This is a genomic window from Streptomyces sp. NPDC033221 (assembly GCF_055577005.1).
On record NZ_JBVIQN010000010.1, the window covers coordinates 215,739 to 231,063 of the forward strand.

Consider the following 15,325-nt stretch of genomic DNA (forward strand, 5'->3'; position numbering starts at 1 on the left):
ATGCCCGCGTGCCGTCACTTACGCTGGCAGCGTCGCTCCGCACGAAGGAGGTTCCGTGGCATTGGCAGCCCCAGAGCGCGCTCCGCACGCGATCGGTGACGAAGCCATGATCGCGTCGGTCGAGGAAGCCTTCGAAGCGTTGAACGCGGCAGTCCCCGAGGGGTGGCGCGTGGAACTGATCGAAGGGGAGATCCACGTGGTGCCACCCGCGAACGGTGGGCATGAGGAGATCGTGGCTGAAGTCGCGGACCAGGTGTCCGGCCGCCGCAAGGACGCGAAGCTGCGCACGCGTACCGGGCTGGGGCTGGACGTGCCGGGGGTCTCGATCACCGGAAAGGTCGTCCCCGACCTGGTGATCGCCCCGAAGGGGAGCTTCAGCGACGGACTGGAGTACCACGATCCGTCGCCGGTGATGCTGGTGGGCGAGGTGACCTCGAAGTCCACCGCGGAGCAGGACCGCGGTCCCAAGCTGCGCGGTTACGCCCGTGCCGGCATCCCCTTCTACCTCCTGGTGGACCGGGAGGCGGAACAGGTGCTGCTCTACTCCGAACCGGAGGGCGACAAGTACACCCGTCTGTCGGCGGTCGCCCTCTCCAAGGCGATCGCCCTTCCCGCCCCGTTCGACTTCGAGATCGACACGGGCGAGTTCTGAACCGCGTGGCCCGGGTCGTGGCCTCCGGGGCAGCCGGGCCAGGGTGATCCGAAGATCGCGGCCCACGGGCCCGCCCCGGGATCCCGGTCCCGGAGCGGGCCCGTAGCCGCACCCCCGCCCCCTACCAGCTCGACTTCCGTACCCCCGGCAGGAACCCCGCGTGGGCCTGTTCGCGCAGGCTGACGCGGGAGAGGCCGAAGGCGCGGAAGTAGCCGCGCGGGCGGCCGTCGGTGCTGTCGCGGTTGCGTACGCGGGTGGCGCTCGCGTCGCGCGGCTGGCGGGTGAGTTCGCGCCGGGCGGCCAGCCGTTCCTCTTCCGGGGTGTGCGGGCTGCGGATGACGGACTTCAGCAGGGCCCGCCGGGCGGCGTAGCGCGCCACCGTCGCGCGCCGCTTCTCGTTCTTCGCGATCTTGCTCTTCTTGGCCATCAGACCTTCTCCCCTCGTGCGCGGATGCGGGCGACGGCCGCCTCGATCCCGATCGTGTCCACGGTCTTGATCCCCTTGGCGCTCAGGGTGAGCCGGACGTGCCGGCCCTCGCTCGCCAGCCAGTAGCGCTTGCGCTGGATGTTGGGGTCGAAGCGCCGGGACGTGCGGCGGTGGGAGTGCGAAACGGATTTGCCGAAGCCGGGGCCGCGGCCGGTGAGCTGGCAGTGGGCGGACAAGGTCAGGACCTCCTAATGAAAATGGAAACCATTTCTGTATAGTAGCGCCCATGGCCCGCAACGAACTACGACCCGTGATCAAACTCCGGTCCACCGCCGGCACCGGCTACACGTACGTCACCCGCAAGAACCGGCGTAACGACCCCGACCGGCTGGTGCTGAAGAAGTACGACCCGGTCGCCCGCCGCCACGTCGACTTCCGAGAGGAGCGCTGAGCAGCGTCATGAAGCCAGGAATCCACCCCGCGTACGGGCCCGTCGTCTTCCGTGACCGGGCCGCCGACTTCGCCTTCCTCACCCGCTCGACCGCCACCAGCGACAAGACGGTCGAGTGGGAGGACGGCAACACCTACCCGGTCATCGACGTCGAGACCTCCTCGGCGAGCCACCCCTTCTACACGGGGACGGCGCGGGTGCTGGACACCGCGGGCCGCGTGGAGCGGTTCGAGCGCCGTTACGGGAAGAGCGGGGACCGCTGATGGGCGGCCCGTCGAAGGGCGGCGCACCCGGCGGCCCCGGGGACCGGCTGGCCGTGGTGATCGTCGGCGGGCTGCACTCGGACGCCCGCCGGACCGCCGTCGAGCGGCTGCTGCGCGCCGTGCCCGGCAGTGTCGCGCTGCACCACGACCTCGCCTCCGCCGCCGCTGAAGGAACGGTTCGCCGGACGGTCCGGGACGCCGGGGGCGTGCTCGACACGGGCGAGGCGCCGCTGGTCAACGACTGTGCCTGCTGCGCGCTCCGCGAGGACCTGGTCCCCGAGCTGGAGCGGCTGGCCGACGGCCGCACCTGCCGGCTGGCCGTCGTCGAACTGTGGGACTCCGTGGAGCCCAAGGCCATGGCCGAGGTCGTCACGGCCTGCGGCGGCGAGGCGCTCGCGCTGACCGGCGTGATCACCGCCGTCGATCCGGCGCTGCTGCTGCCGTACCTGGGCTGCGGCGACGACCTGGCCGAGGCGGGACTCGCCGCGGCGGCCTCGGACCAGCGGACCGTCGCGGACACCTGGGCCCGGCAGCTGGAGTACCCGCCGGTGCTCGCCGTCGTGCCCGGTGAAGAGGAGGGTGACGCGGCCGATCTGGCGCTGCTCACCCAGCTGCAGCCGACGGCGCGGCTCGTGGACGTCGCATCTCCGGGGGAGCTGGCCGAGGTGGCGCTCGCCGGGTTCGACGTGGAGGCGGCCGCGGCGCGGCAGCACCCGGCGTGCGCGCTGCTCCCGCAGGAGGCCGACGCGGACGGTGTCGGCACGCTCGTCTGGCACCACACCCGGCCCTTCCACCCCGCCCGGCTGTACGCGGCGCTGGAAGACCTGTGCTGTGTGGCGGCCCGCAGCCGCGGCCGCTTCTGGCTGGCGGACCGGCCGGACACGCTGCTGTCCTGGGACGCGGCGGGCGGCGCCCTGTGCGTCGAGAACGCCGGACCGTGGCTGGCCGCGCTGCCGGACGCCGCCTGGGAAATGGTGCCGCCGGTGCGCCGCGCCGCGGCCGCCCTGGACTGGCACCCCGAGCACGGCGACCGCGCCCAGCACCTGGTCTTCACCTCGCCGGGGCTGGACCGCGACGGCCTGACCTCGCTGCTGGAGTCCTGCCTGCTGACGGACGAGGAGTACGCGGGCGGGCCGGGCGCGTGGAAGCGGCTGGCCCCCGCGTTCGACGAACTCCTCGACCCCGTTTCGTAACCCCCGCCCCTTTCACCGGCCGCGTCCGGCCCGTACGACCCCCATCAGGAGCCCCGATGCCCCGTCGCCACGACCCCCGCAAGAAGTCCGCGCCCCGCCCCAATCCGCTGGACGCGGCGCGGATCACCTACATCGATTACAAGGACACCGACCTGCTGCGGAAGTTCATCTCCGACCGCGGCAAGATCCGCAGCCGCCGGGTGACGCGGGTGAGCGCGCAGCAGCAGCGGCAGCTGGCCCGCGCGATCAAGAACGCACGGGAGATGGCGCTGCTGCCGTACTCGTCGAAGTGAGGCAGGGCCGTCGCTCAGAGGGAGCGGACCGGCCTTCCGGGGCACCGTGAGGTGTTGCGGAAGGTCGGTTCTCTTGTGCGGGGGAACTCTGGCGTCCGGTGATACGTCCCGTGAGCATGGTGATCGACGAGCTGTGACCGGGCTGCCACGGGCCGTCGTGCACGTGCATCCGACCATGCATCGGCATATGAACGCAGCTATGATCCCCACCAGTTGCAGTTGACACCGGTTCCCGTGGTGCGCACTGCTGCTGACAGCCCATCACCGACCGCCTACCGCTCAGCGCGCCACGATCCGTCACCGCTGACCACCGCATCCACCGGGAGACACCTGTGCCCGACGCATACAACGGCATGGCCGCAACGGATCTCCACGGTGTGGCCTGGCAGAAGAGCCGGCACAGCAACTCGCAGGGGTCCTGCGTGGAGTTCGCGCGGCTGCCGGGCGGGGAGATCGCCGTGCGCAACTCCCGGTTCCCGGAAGGGCCGGCGCTGGTCTACACGCCGGCCGAGGTCGAGGCGATGATCCTGGGCGTCAAGGACGGCGAGTTCGACCACCTGGTGCGGGACTGAGCCGCACGGGACCGAGCCGTACGGAAAGGCCCGGTACGCGACCGGCGCGCCTGCCCGGACGGTCCCGGCCGTCCGGCCAGGCCGGCGGATGCTCCGTGGCCCCCGGGCCCCGTGCCCCCGAGGCCCCGGAGCATCCGCCGCTCAGGGCAGCCGGAACTGCGCCCACACGATCTTTCCGTGCGGTGCGCCGGCCAGCGGGTGCCAGCCCCAGCCGTCGCTGAAGGAGTCGACCAGGAACAGGCCGCGGCCCGACTCCGCGCCGGTGCCGGCCTCCTCGGCCTCCGGTGACGCGTCGCTGGAGTCGCGTACCGCGCAGACCAGCCGGGACGACCAGCGCATCAGGTGCAGCCTGACGGGCGGGGCGCCCGGGTCGTGAGCCGGCTCGCACGGGCCGGTGACGCCGGCCGGCGCGGTGTGCCGCAGTGCGTTGGTGACCAGTTCGGAGACGACCAGGGCGACGCCGTCGAAGATCTCGTCCAGTTCCCACCGGCACAGGGTCTCGCGGGTGAACTGCCGCGCGCCGCGCACCGATTCGTAGCGGGGGGCCAGCGAGTAGGAGACGGAACCGGAGACGGCCAGGGGGTCGACAGGAGGGAAGTCCTGCCATAACGGCTGGAGCATGGTCAAAACCTTGGTCCCCATGCGAGGCACTCCTGGCATTCGCGGACGTCATGATCCTGGCCGGGCAGCCGGATCCGACGGTCTGGCGGATCTTTCACGAGCGTGCATGTGTGCGCTGCCCATGGTTCCCAATGCGTACGCCAGATGCAAGGGCAGATGCACGTGCACGCGCCCTGTTTGGGGGCGGGGGCCCCACTTCACGCGTATTTCTTCCTACGTGTTCTTGTGGAGCGGCACCCCGGACCTCCCACATCCGTAACCGGATGAGCACTCAACGAAGCCCGGACGTGGCAGACTGCGGGCCACTGTTGGACGGGGTGGGCCATGGGAGGGTCACAAAGGTGTCCGCAAGCGAATCGAGCGGGTCCGTGGTGCGGCGCATCCTGCTGGGGGCACAACTGCGCAGGCTGCGCGAGTCCCGCGGGATCACCCGCGAGGCGGCCGGCTACTCCATCCGCGCGTCCGAGTCGAAGATCAGCCGGATGGAACTGGGCCGGGTCAGCTTCAAGGCGCGGGACGTGGAGGACCTGCTCACGCTGTACGGCGTGAACGATCCGCAGGAGCGCGAGGCCCTGCTGGTGCTGGCGCGCGAGGCCAACGTCGCGGGCTGGTGGCACAGTTACGGCGACGTCCTGCCCGGCTGGTTTCAGACATATGTGGGGCTGGAGGGAGCTGCTTCCCTCATCCGCGCCTACGAGGTGCAGTTCGTGCACGGGCTTCTGCAAACGCAGGAGTACGCGCACGCCGTCGTCCACCGCGGTATGCCCGGTGCGAGTGCGGCGGAGGTCGACCGCCGGGTCGCACTGCGCCTGGAGCGGCAGAAGTTGCTGCTGGCAGAGCGCCCGCCGGAGTTCCACTGCGTGCTCGACGAGGCCGCGCTGCGCCGCCCGTACGGCGACCGCGAAGTGATGCGCGGGCAGTTGCGGCACCTGATCGAACTCTCCGAGCGGCCGAACGTGCGGCTGCAGGTGATGCCGTTCAGCTTCGGCGGGCACGCGGGGGAGAGCGGCGCCTTCACCACGCTCGGCTTCCCGGAGCCCGGCCTGCCCGACGTCGTGTACCTGGAGCAGCTGACCAGCGCGCTCTATCTCGACAAGCGGGACGAGGTCGCGCAGTACGGCCGGGTCATGGACCGCCTCCAGGAGGACAGCCCCAATCCGGCCGAGACCAGAGACTTGATACGTGGTCTACTCCAACTGACTTAACTCGTAGGTAGCATGAGTTCCAATCAGGAGCCAGCACCCCCCGGCTAGGGCGCTGTGACCGGCGCCCTGTCCTCCAGATTGGGATTTCGCATGTCCTTCTTCGACGACTTGGCGTACCAGTACATCGACGGCGCATGGCGAGCCGGAAGCGGCTCGTGGGACATCGTCGATTTCAATCCCTACGACGGGGAGAAGCTGGCGTCCATAACCGTGGCCACGGTCGACGAGATCGACCAGGCGTACCGTGCGGCGGAACGTGCACAGGGGGAGTGGGGGGCCACCAACCCGTACACCCGCCGACTGGTCTTCGAACGCGCGCTGCGGATCATCGACGACCGGGAGCAGGAGCTGGGCGCCGCGATCACCGCGGAGGTCGGCGGCACCGCGGCCAAGGTCGCTTTCGAACTGCACCTCGTACGGGAATTCCTGCGCGAGGCGATCCAGCTGTCGCTGCGCGCGGAGGGCCGCATCCTGCCGTCCCCGGTGGACGGCAAGGAGAACCGGCTCTACCGGCTCCCGGTCGGCGTCGTGGGCGTCATCAGCCCCTTCAACTTCCCCTTCCTGCTGTCGGTCAAGTCGGTGGCGCCCGCGCTCGCGCTCGGCAACGCCGTGGTGCTCAAGCCCCACCAGAACACCCCGGTCTGCGGCGGCGGCCTGGTCGCGAAGGTCTTCGAGGAGGCCGGGCTGCCGGCGGGCCTGCTGAACGTCGTGGTGACCGACATCGCGGAGATCGGCGACGCGCTCATCGAACACCCGGTGCCGAAGGTGATCTCCTTCACCGGTTCGGAGAAGGTCGGCCGCCACGTCGCGACCGTCGCCGCCTCCCACTTCAAGCGCACGGTCCTGGAACTGGGCGGCAACAGCGCGCTGGTCGTCCTGGCCGACGCCGACATCGATTACGCGGTGGACGCCGCCGTCTTCAGCCGCTTCGTGCACCAGGGGCAGGTCTGCATGGCCGCCAACCGGGTGCTGGTCGACCGCGCGGTGGAGCGGGAGTTCACCGAGAAGTTCGTCGCCAAGGTCATGTCGCTCAAGGTCGGCGACCCGAGCGATCCGGCCACCCACATCGGCCCGCTGATCAACGAGGGGCAGGCGGAGGCCGTCGCCGCGGTGGTGGACCGCGCCGTCGCCGAGGGCGGCACCGCGCTGGTGCACGGCACGACCCGGGGCACCCTGGTCGAGCCGACCGTCCTGGCCGGGCTGCCGGAGGACTCCGTCGCGCTCAGCCAGGAGATCTTCGGGCCGGTCGTGGCGCTGGTGCCGTTCGACGGTGACGAGGAGGCCGTACGGATCACCAACGCCACGCCGTACGGGCTGAGCGGCGCGGTGCACACCGCCGACATCGAGCGGGGCGTGCGCTTCGCCAAGCAGGTCGAGACCGGCATGATCCACATCAATGACGGGACGGTGCACGACGAGCCGATCGTGCCCTTCGGCGGCGAGAAGGCCTCCGGGCTGGGGCGGCTGAACGGTGACGCGATGGTGGAGTCCTTCACCACCACCAAGTGGATCTCCATTCAGCACGGCCGGTCGCGGTTCCCGTTCTGAACCCCGGCCGGACGTTTTCCCGGGCCATGGGCAGTTGAGGACAGAACCTGTCCTCAACGCTCCCTAACGTTCTTCTTGTCGGACCGCGGCAGCAGCGCCGCGGCCCTCGCGAAAGGCGGACCCCATGCCCACTCACGTTCCGGCCGAAGCCCACGGCGACGAGCGCGGCGCGCTCCTGGCCTTCCTGGAGGCGCAGCGCGGCGGCCTGCGCCGGTCCGTTCTCGGCCTCACCGACGAACAGGCCGCGCAGCGGCCGTCTGCCAGCGAACTGTCCCTGTCCGGCCTGATCAAGCACGTCGCCGAGGTCGAGCAGGGCTGGGTGGAGACCGCGCAGGAGCTGCCGCACTCCATCCAGCGTGACATGGACACCTGGCACCTGAGCTTCAAGCTGGAGGGCGAGGAGACCGTCGCGTCGATCCTCGCCTTCTGGGACGAGGTGGCCCGTAAGACCGAGGAGTTCGTCCGGTCGCTGCCGGACCTGAACGCCACCTTCCCGCTGCCCGAGGCGCCCTGGTACCCGCCGAAGGCGGTGCAGTCGATGCGCTGGCTGGTGCTGCACCTGATCGAGGAGGTCGCCCGGCACGCCGGGCACGCGGACGTGATCCGCGAGTCCCTGGACGGCAAGACCGCCTTCACCCTGGTCGACGAGGAGCGCGCGGCGCAGGGCTGAGGCGGCCCCACGGGTCCGGCGGGCGCGGCCGGGTACGGCATACGGCCGTGCCCGCGGCCGGCCCCCTCCCTCAGTTCGCCTCCGCACGCAGGTCCGCCGCCCGGCGCAGCTCATCGCGGGCCGACTCCCGGTCCGCGTCGCCGAGTTCGACCGCGTCCGCGCGGTCGAGCCAGGAGGCGGCCGCTTCCGTACCGTCCAACTGCGCGGCCATCTCGGCGCGCAGTACGAGAAGCTGCACGAGCTGAAGCGGCGAGGGCCCGGCCTCGGCCGAACCGTTGGCCGCCGTACCTTCGTCTGCCGTACGGCCTTCCGCCGCAGCAACGCCCTTCAGGGCCCGGTCGATGACACGGGCCGCGGCGGCGTGGTCCCCTTTGGACTCGCCGAGCAGCGTGGCCTGGTGCAGGGCGCGCGCGTAGCGCTCCTTCGGTACGGGCGGGTACTCGAAGCTGCTGTCCGCGATGGGCTGCCCGATCCGTATGCAGTTTCCGCCGGGGTCGGTCATCAGGAACTGTCGCACCCCGTACGCCATGTCCTTCACCGCCCCGATCCGCGGCAGACCGCGGGTCGGCACTTTGCCGTACGCGCCCTTCAGGCCCGCGCGGAAGGACGCGTGGAGCGCGTCCACGTCGTCGGTCAGGACGTAGCAGGTGCTGTACGAGGCGGTCGGGTCCAGCGCCTTCATCCCGAAGAACTGCAGCTCTATGCCGCGCAGACGGACGCCGCAGAACGGGTTCGGGGTGGTCTGGTACGAGGTCACCTCGAATCCGAGGGCCTTGTAGAAGTCGAGAAGTTCGTCGATGGAGGGGCACGGGAGGATCGGAATCACAGTCTCGGCCATGCCGGGAGCGTACGGCGCGCCACGCGAGTAATCAAACTTGAATAGATGATCGGCTAGGCTGGTGACACCGCGAGTACGAGGGATGTGAGGAGACGATGTCGGCGATCCGGCTGCTGGTCCTGGGGGCCGTGCGTCAGCACGGGCGGGCGCACGGTTACCAGGTGCGCAACGACCTCGAATACTGGGGCGCCCACGAGTGGTCCAACGCCAAACCGGGGTCGATCTACCACGCGCTCAAGCAACTGGCGAAGCAGGGACTGATGCGCGCGCACGACATCGCGCCCAGCCCGGCCGGCGGCCCGCCGCGTACGGAGTACGAGCTGACCGACGCGGGCACGGAGGAGTATTTCAAGCTGCTGCGCGCCTCCCTCTCCCAGCACGACCGCAAGGTCGACGAGCTGAGCGCGGCGATCGGTTTCCTCGTCGACCTGCCCCGCGAGGAGGCCGTGGCCCTGCTGAAGGAGCGCGTACGGGGCCTGGAGGAATGGCGGCTCTCGGTCACCGAGTACTACACACCGGAAGACGGCCCGGAACAGCTCGGCCACATCGGCGAGATCATGAACATGTGGGTGCACGCGGCGGACAGCGGCGCGGAGTGGACGCGCGGGCTGATCGAGCGGATCGAGGGCGGGGCGTACGTCTTCGCGGGGGAGGGGGAGCCGTTCGTGGGGGTGCTGGCGGAGGGGCAGGTGAATCCGTATGCGACGGGGGAGCCGGACCCGGAGTACGGGGATTGATCAGGCCGGACGCCTCCTGACGAGCGCCTGAAGATCGATCTCCACGGGGTACGGAACGCTTGTCACCAACTTGCCGATGTGGGTGGGCCGCTCCGGGCTCGGAGCGTAGACCCCCGTCTCGTGATGCAGCCAGAACTCGTGCACTACGGGCAGGCCGCCCTCGTCGCGCTCAATACGCCAGTAGGAGCGGATGCCGGCTTCGGCGTACAGAGCCGGCTTGCTGAAGCGGTCGGCGAGGCGCGATCCGTCGGACACGACCTCCACAGCCAGTGCGACTTTCTCCACGGGGATCTGGGCCACCGTGTCGATATCGAGCTCCGACTCGTCGAAGACCACCACGTCGGGCTTGGGGGCGTTGTGGACATCGATCACGGTGCACTGTTCGACATTGACGGCGAATGGCTCACGACAGGCGCTCTCCAACTGGTAGTACAACCTGTCCCGTACGCGGTTGTGCCGCCACACGGCCATTCCTCGGACCACGACATTCCCATCCAGCAGTTCCCAGTCGAACGGCAGCTGCAAATCCTTCACCTGGTCATACGTCCAGCCGCTCGGTGGCCGGTGCATCCAGTTCTCCGGGGTGGCCCGCTCTCCCCGCTCCTGCTCGGCTTCTGCGGCCATTGCTGCTCCCATGCACCGAATCGTGAACGTGTTCGTGGGCCCGCGTCCCGAGAACGACCGTAGGGCCACCCGCACGAGTGACGCAGGGTGGCGCGCTCTTCGGGGCCTTCAGTGGTGGAACGCGGTGTCCTTACCCGCCCGGCCCCCCAAAGGCCCGCCCTGCTGCCGCAGTTCCGGCAACAGCCGCTCCAGATCGGCCACGAACAGATCGCTCAGATCATGCGAGAACCCGTTCCGGCACACGATCCGCAGAACGGAGAGATCGTCGCGTCCGGGCGGGAAGGCGTACGCCGGGAGGAGCCAGCCGCGCTCCCGCATCCGGCGGGACACGTCGAAGACGTCGAAGTTCCGTACGCCGTCGGCCGTGGTGAAGGCGAAGACCGGCAGTTCGTCGCCGCGGGTCAGCAGGCGGAAGTCGCCCAGCGCGCCGATCCGGTCGGCGAGCGAGCGGGCCACGTCGCGGGTGGCCTGCTGTACGGCGCGGAAGCCCTCCCGGCCCAGCCGGAGGAACGTGTAGTACTGGGCGGCGACCTGGGCGCCGGGCCGGGAGAAGTTGAGGGCGAAGGTCGGCATGTCGCCGCCCAGGTAGTCGACGTGGAAGACCAGTTCCTCCGGCAGCGCCCGCTGGTCGCGCCACAGGGCCCAGCCGACTCCGGGGTAGACGAGCCCGTACTTGTGGCCGGAGGTGTTGATGGAGGCCACGCGCGGCAGCCGGAAGTCCCACTCCAGGTCCCGGTCCAGGAACGGCGCGATCATGCCGCCGGAGGCCGCGTCGACGTGCACGGGAATGTCCAGGCCGGTGCGGTCCCGGAGGCCGTCCAGGGCCGCGCAGATCTCCGCCACCGGCTCGTACGAACCGTCGAAGGTCGAGCCGAGGACGGCCACGACGCCGATGGTGTTCTCGTCGCAGAGGGCGGCGGCGGACTCCCCGTCCAGGTGGAAGCGGTCGCCGCGCATGGGCACCTGCCGGGCCTCGACCTCCCAGAACGCGCAGAACTTCTCCCAGCAGACCTGCACGTTCGCGCCCATGACCAGGTTGGGCCGGGCGCCCGCCGGATAGCGGTCGGCGTTCGCCCGGGACCAGCGGCGCTTGAGGGCCATCCCGGCGAGCATGCACGCCTCGCTGGAACCGGTCGTCGAGCAGCCGACGGCGGCGGACGGGTCGGGCGCGTGCCACAGGTCGGCCAGCATGGCCACGCACCGCTGTTCCAGGTCGGCGGTGCGCGGATACTCGTCCTTGTCGATCATGTTCTTGTCGCGGCACTCCGCCATCAGCACATCGGCGTGCGGCTCCATCCAGGTGGTGACGAAAGTCGCCAGGTTCAGCCGGGAGTTGCCGTCCAGCATCAGTTCGTCGTGGACGAGCTGGTAGGCCGCGCGGGGGGCGGTGGGGCCGTCGGGCAGGGTGTGCCGGGGCGGGGCCGCGGTCATCCCCGCGACCGGGTCGGCCTCACCGTAGAAGGGGTTGACCGACAGATGCCGCCGGCTGTCCTTGGCGTCTGAGCCCTCGTGGAGTGGCATGGTGGCCGCGTACCCTCACCCGGACGCGGGAAGCCCTGCTTTCAGGGCACGGGTGAACTTCACGACGCGTCGCGCCTGGATGCCGGCGGCGGTGCGGGCCTCGTCGTCGAGGGGCGTCTCGGGGCCGCCGACGTGCGAGGTGCCGTACGGATTGCCGTCGGCGAACTTGGCGGGGTCGGTGTAGCCGGGGGCCACGAGGATGCCGCCGAAGTGGTGGATCGTGTTGTACAGCGCGAGCAGGGTGGACTCCTGGCCGCCGTGCTTGGTCGCCGAGGCGGTGAAGCCGCTGTAGATCTTGTCGGCCAGCTTGCCCTGCTGCCACAGTCCGCCGAGGGTGTCGATGAACTGCTTGAGCTGCGAGGCGACGTTGCCGTACCGGGTGGGGGAGCCGAAGATCACGGCGTCCGCCCAGAGCATGTCGTCGGGGGCGGCCTCGGCGATGTCCGCGGTCGCGCGGAGGTTTTCGGCCCAGGCGGGGTTGGACTCGACGGCGGCCTGCGGCGCCAGTTCGGCGGCCTTGCGCAGCCGCACCTCGGCGCCGGCCTTCTCTGCGGCGTCCGCGATGGCCTTGGCGAGTTCGGTGACCGTACCGGTCGAGGAGTAGTAGACGACGGCGAGGCGGACGGCCGGGGCGCTGGGCTGGGTCATGGCGATACCTCCTACGGAGGTGACGATACGGTCATAAGGGTCATTCGGCGCGCTCGCGACCACGTCCGGCTGCACGCGAGCCGGGGTGCGGAGGATGCCTCCCTCCACCGTGACGTCCAGTGAGTGAAGCGTCAACGACCCTGGCCCTCCTCTGTGTTGCCTGCGTATTGCGCCAGGTCGCCACGCAACTTAGGCTTACCTAACTTACGCGGGACGGGGGAACGTATCCGCCGGCTCCGCCATGCCGTCACCCGGGCCATCGGTCCGGCGCGGGAACGGCGTCCGAGGCGACCCGAAGGAGCGGACGTGGAAGCGAACGAAGAACGGGCGACACTGGAACGCGCGGCTCGCGGCACCGTCACCCGGCTGCTGTTCGGACAGCTCGCCACGTACGCCGTGGGAGCCGCCGTCCGGATGGGCGTACTGGACCGCATCGGCGACGGCACCCGTACGGCAGCCGACGTGGCGTCCGCGTGCGGCGCCCACCCACAGGCCACACTGCGCCTGCTGCGCGCGCTCGCCGCGCTGGACCTGCTCACCGAACACGAACCCGGCGTCTTCGAAGCCACCGCCGCCGGCGCGCTGCTGCGCACCGACACCCCGGACTCCATGGCGGCACTGGCCCGGATCTTCAGCGAACCGGTCATGACCCGCGCTCGGGAGCGCATGGAGGACAGCGTCCGCAGCGGCGAACCCGCCTTCGACGCGATCTTCGGTACGGACTTCTTCAGCCACCTCAAGACCGAACCGGAACTGTCGCAGGTCTTCAACACCGCGATGGGCCAGGGCACCCGGATCGCCGCCCAGGACGTCCCGCCCCACTACGACTTCGGCCGCTTCACCACCATCGTCGACGTGGGCGGCGGCGACGGCACCCTGCTCGCCGCCATCCTCCGGGCCCACCCCGCACCCCGCGGCATCATCTACGACTCCGCCGAGGGCCACGCCCAGGCCCCCGCGAAACTGGCCGCCGCAGGCGTCGCCGACCGCGTCACCCTGGAGACCGGTGACTTCTTCACCGCCGCACCGGCAGGCGGCGACCTCTACCTCCTCAAGAGCGTCATCCACGACTGGAACGACGACCAGTGCGCCGACATCCTGGGCCGCATCCGCCGGGTGATGCCCGCCGACGGCCGCCTCCTGATCATCGAACCGGTCCTCACCGACACCGTCCGGCCCGGCGAGTCCGCCCTCCCCTACATGAGCGACCTCAACATGCTGGTCAACGTGGGCGGCCGGGAACGCACCCGCGCCGACTTCGAGGCCCTGTGCACCAAGGCCGGCTTCAAAATCACCGGCCTCACCCCCCTGCCGGCCCCGGACCCCTTCGTCCTCATCGAGGCCTCCGCGGTCTGAACCGGTACGGGGCGGCCCGGCACCAGCCGGGCGGCCCCAGGCGCCGCCCGGCAACCTGCCCGGCCGGGCGGCGCCGGGGTGGCCGCGCGAGGGTGCGGCGCCGTTCCGGGAGATGTCCCGTGCCGTGACGGCTCCGCCGCGTGCGAGCCACCACGTCAGCCCACCCCACACGATTTTTCCGAGCGGTCGGTGGGCGACGCCCCACCGATCGGCGAGTGCATTCACGATGACCATGCCGCGGCCGCGCTGCCGTGACTGGCTGAGCGGTTCGATGCGAGGTCGGCGCCGGACCGGGTCGTGCACCTCAACTCGCACTCTGCCCGGCGACACCTCCATGGCCATGGCGATGCGGTCTCCCGGCTCGGTGCCATGGCGGTATGCGTTGGTGACCAGTTCGCTGACGAGAAGTTCGATATCGGCGATCAGGTCCTACGGCACTTGAACGTAGCGCCTCACGAAGGGCCGTCTCAATAGTTGGACGCCTAAAGTGTGAGACCTGAGCTGACATGCCTTGCTACCGCAGGTGCGAGCCCCCTCCATCTGCATGGATGGAGGGGCCGGTGGTCGGAGTCATGCCAAGGTGTCGAACTTGCCGCCCTTGGCATCGGAGAGGAACGCGCGCAGCTTGGCCTGAGTTGTCTTGATAATGGCCTGCGGGTCATCGCTCTCGCGTATCAGGATATGACCTTCGAGTGCCGCAATTTCTACGCAGTTTCCCTCTGCGTCGGTCGACATGGACGACTTCCGCCACTGAATGTCCACTGTTCCCAGCCTTCATGCTTGTTGTGCCACTTGGTGAACGAAGTCGAACGACTCCGCAGGTGTAAGGGATCGTTCTTGAGTGCGATCGAGGACCGCCCGATAGTTTGCGAGCCGTGTCTCTGCGTCCAGGAATGCAGGCCCCGTCGGTGTGTCTGTCTGCACGGTGTCGAGCTGCGGCACGGGGCCGTGCGCGTAGAGCGTCGAACTTCCAGCGTTCGGAAACCCCGCCCCGAACGGAATGACGCGGACCTCGACGTTGTCCCGCTCCATCTCTTTGAGCAGGTACTCCCGCTGCGCGCGGGCAATTGCCCGGCCGCCGAACTCCATCCGCAACGCGGCTTCGTGGATCAGGAACGTGCAGGCCGGAGGTGTCGGGCGGTCCAGTACGTCGCGGCGCCGCAACCGGTGTGACAGTCGACGGCGGAGGGCGGCGGGGGCCAGAGACGGCACGGCTTCGGCGAAGACGGCGCGGGCGTAGTCCTCGGACTGGAGCAGGCCGGGCATGTGCATGATCTGCACCGCGCGCAGCGCGACGGCGTGGTGTTCGAGCTCGGCCAGGTCGAGCGCGCCGCTCGAAAGGTCTCCCCGGTAGTCCTCCCACCAGCCGTTGACGCGTTCCTCCGCCATGGCGGCAAGGCTGTCGATGTATGCGGTGTCGGGACATGCGTAGTGCGTCGCCCACGCGCGCACCCGGCCCCGGCTCACTCCGAAGCGGCCGGATTCGGTGTTGCTGATGGTGGTCCGGTCGGTACCGAGCAGGGCTGCGGCCTCGGCCGGCGTGAGGCCTGCGTGCTCCCGCATCTTCCGCAACTCGGTGCCCACGCGCCGCTGGCGTGCTGTCGGCGCTTTCCTGGGTGGCATCCACTCCCCTTCTGTCGGGTCTCAGTGTGGCCCGGGTACCCGCAGGGAGCTACTGAGTCGCATCGGTTGAGAGATTACGTACA

20 protein-coding genes and 1 pseudogene are annotated in these 15,325 nt (G+C 69.9%); 11 read left to right on the forward strand and 10 right to left on the reverse strand.

The features are described from left to right. Positions 1 to 55: 55 nt before the first annotated feature. Positions 56 to 652 (forward strand): Uma2 family endonuclease, encoded by a 597-nt coding sequence (locus tag ACZ53K_RS16265; RefSeq protein ID WP_468836396.1) that lies wholly within the window; start codon positions 56 to 58, stop codon positions 650 to 652. A gap of 121 nt (positions 653 to 773) precedes the next feature. On the opposite strand, the gene rpsN is transcribed toward ACZ53K_RS16265, so the two are convergent. Together rpsN and rpmB are read right to left on the reverse strand one after the other, a co-directional pair. Then, entirely contained in the window at positions 774 to 1,079 is a 306-nt protein-coding gene (rpsN, locus tag ACZ53K_RS16270) for a 30S ribosomal protein S14 (protein ID WP_468836399.1), read from the reverse strand. Next, positions 1,079 to 1,315, reverse strand: coding sequence for a 50S ribosomal protein L28 (gene rpmB / locus ACZ53K_RS16275; protein WP_125054964.1), 237 nt, complete (start codon positions 1,313 to 1,315; stop codon positions 1,079 to 1,081). Before rpmB ends, rpsN begins: the two co-directional genes overlap by 1 nt. Positions 1,316 to 1,365: 50 nt before the next feature. Between rpmB and rpmG the strand changes: the two genes are divergently transcribed. The 5 genes from rpmG to ACZ53K_RS16300 all read left to right on the forward strand — a co-directional run bounded on the left by rpmG (position 1,366) and on the right by ACZ53K_RS16300 (position 3,851). Beyond that, positions 1,366 to 1,530: a 50S ribosomal protein L33 gene (rpmG, locus tag ACZ53K_RS16280; protein ID WP_030679044.1), complete on the forward strand. Its 165-nt coding sequence runs from the start codon at positions 1,366 to 1,368 to the stop codon at positions 1,528 to 1,530. Positions 1,531 to 1,538: 8 nt separating this feature from the next. Further along, entirely contained in the window at positions 1,539 to 1,793 is a 255-nt protein-coding gene (locus ACZ53K_RS16285) for a type B 50S ribosomal protein L31 (RefSeq protein WP_468836401.1), read from the forward strand. Then, positions 1,793 to 2,986 (forward strand): CobW family GTP-binding protein, encoded by a 1,194-nt coding sequence (locus ACZ53K_RS16290; RefSeq protein WP_468836404.1) that lies wholly within the window; start codon positions 1,793 to 1,795, stop codon positions 2,984 to 2,986. Before ACZ53K_RS16285 ends, ACZ53K_RS16290 begins: the two co-directional genes overlap by 1 nt. A 56-nt stretch (positions 2,987 to 3,042) precedes the next feature. After that, on the forward strand, positions 3,043 to 3,279 hold the full coding sequence (gene rpsR, locus ACZ53K_RS16295) for a 30S ribosomal protein S18 (RefSeq protein ID WP_468836407.1): 237 nt from the start codon (positions 3,043 to 3,045) through the stop codon (positions 3,277 to 3,279). Between the two features lie 332 nt (positions 3,280 to 3,611). After that, entirely contained in the window at positions 3,612 to 3,851 is a 240-nt protein-coding gene (locus ACZ53K_RS16300; protein WP_468836409.1) for a DUF397 domain-containing protein, read from the forward strand. Between the two features lie 141 nt (positions 3,852 to 3,992). On the opposite strand, the gene ACZ53K_RS16305 is transcribed toward ACZ53K_RS16300, so the two are convergent. Then, positions 3,993 to 4,493, reverse strand: coding sequence for an ATP-binding protein (locus tag ACZ53K_RS16305; protein ID WP_468836411.1), 501 nt, complete (start codon positions 4,491 to 4,493; stop codon positions 3,993 to 3,995). Positions 4,494 to 4,813: 320 nt separating this feature from the next. Here ACZ53K_RS16305 and ACZ53K_RS16310 point away from each other — a divergent pair, with 320 nt between their 5' ends. From ACZ53K_RS16310 to ACZ53K_RS16320, 3 genes are all read left to right on the forward strand, one after another. Next, complete coding sequence (locus ACZ53K_RS16310) at positions 4,814 to 5,677, forward strand: helix-turn-helix domain-containing protein (protein WP_468836413.1); 864 nt, start codon at positions 4,814 to 4,816, stop codon at positions 5,675 to 5,677. 90 nt (positions 5,678 to 5,767) lie between these two features. Further along, the gene (locus ACZ53K_RS16315) at positions 5,768 to 7,225 is read left to right on the forward strand and encodes an aldehyde dehydrogenase family protein (RefSeq protein WP_468836416.1); all 1,458 of its coding nucleotides are present in this window, start codon (positions 5,768 to 5,770) and stop codon (positions 7,223 to 7,225) included. A gap of 124 nt (positions 7,226 to 7,349) precedes the next feature. Continuing rightward, on the forward strand, positions 7,350 to 7,895 hold the full coding sequence (locus ACZ53K_RS16320) for a DinB family protein (RefSeq protein ID WP_468836418.1): 546 nt from the start codon (positions 7,350 to 7,352) through the stop codon (positions 7,893 to 7,895). A gap of 70 nt (positions 7,896 to 7,965) precedes the next feature. Here ACZ53K_RS16320 and ACZ53K_RS16325 read toward each other — a convergent pair whose 3' ends face one another. Further along, positions 7,966 to 8,733: a bleomycin resistance protein gene (locus ACZ53K_RS16325; protein ID WP_468836421.1), complete on the reverse strand. Its 768-nt coding sequence runs from the start codon at positions 8,731 to 8,733 to the stop codon at positions 7,966 to 7,968. Positions 8,734 to 8,828: 95 nt separating this feature from the next. Between ACZ53K_RS16325 and ACZ53K_RS16330 the strand changes: the two genes are divergently transcribed. Beyond that, positions 8,829 to 9,470 (forward strand): PadR family transcriptional regulator, encoded by a 642-nt coding sequence (locus tag ACZ53K_RS16330; protein WP_468836423.1) that lies wholly within the window; start codon positions 8,829 to 8,831, stop codon positions 9,468 to 9,470. Here the strand turns inward: ACZ53K_RS16330 and ACZ53K_RS16335 are convergent, their stop codons facing one another. The 3 genes from ACZ53K_RS16335 to wrbA form a co-directional block, all read right to left on the reverse strand. Next, positions 9,471 to 10,094, reverse strand: coding sequence for a Uma2 family endonuclease (locus ACZ53K_RS16335; RefSeq protein WP_468836426.1), 624 nt, complete (start codon positions 10,092 to 10,094; stop codon positions 9,471 to 9,473). It lies immediately after the preceding gene. A gap of 108 nt (positions 10,095 to 10,202) precedes the next feature. Further along, positions 10,203 to 11,615 (reverse strand): glutamate decarboxylase, encoded by a 1,413-nt coding sequence (locus tag ACZ53K_RS16340; protein WP_468836429.1) that lies wholly within the window; start codon positions 11,613 to 11,615, stop codon positions 10,203 to 10,205. A 15-nt stretch (positions 11,616 to 11,630) separates the two neighbouring features. Then, complete coding sequence (gene wrbA / locus ACZ53K_RS16345) at positions 11,631 to 12,263, reverse strand: NAD(P)H:quinone oxidoreductase (protein ID WP_468836431.1); 633 nt, start codon at positions 12,261 to 12,263, stop codon at positions 11,631 to 11,633. Positions 12,264 to 12,569: 306 nt separating this feature from the next. Here wrbA and ACZ53K_RS16350 point away from each other — a divergent pair, with 306 nt between their 5' ends. Continuing rightward, positions 12,570 to 13,619, forward strand: coding sequence for a methyltransferase (locus ACZ53K_RS16350; RefSeq protein WP_468836433.1), 1,050 nt, complete (start codon positions 12,570 to 12,572; stop codon positions 13,617 to 13,619). Positions 13,620 to 13,796: 177 nt separating this feature from the next. On the opposite strand, the pseudogene ACZ53K_RS16355 reads toward ACZ53K_RS16350, so the two are convergent. From ACZ53K_RS16355 to ACZ53K_RS16365, 3 genes and pseudogenes are all read right to left on the reverse strand, one after another. After that, a pseudogene (locus tag ACZ53K_RS16355) lies at positions 13,797 to 14,045 on the reverse strand (ATP-binding protein); the annotation flags it as partial. 144 nt (positions 14,046 to 14,189) lie between these two features. Further along, a complete protein-coding gene (locus ACZ53K_RS16360) occupies positions 14,190 to 14,381 on the reverse strand; it encodes a DUF397 domain-containing protein (protein WP_468836436.1) in 192 nt (63 codons plus the stop codon). 12 nt (positions 14,382 to 14,393) lie between these two features. Next, entirely contained in the window at positions 14,394 to 15,242 is an 849-nt protein-coding gene (locus ACZ53K_RS16365) for a helix-turn-helix domain-containing protein (protein ID WP_468836438.1), read from the reverse strand. Between the last annotated feature and the right edge of the window lie 83 nt (positions 15,243 to 15,325).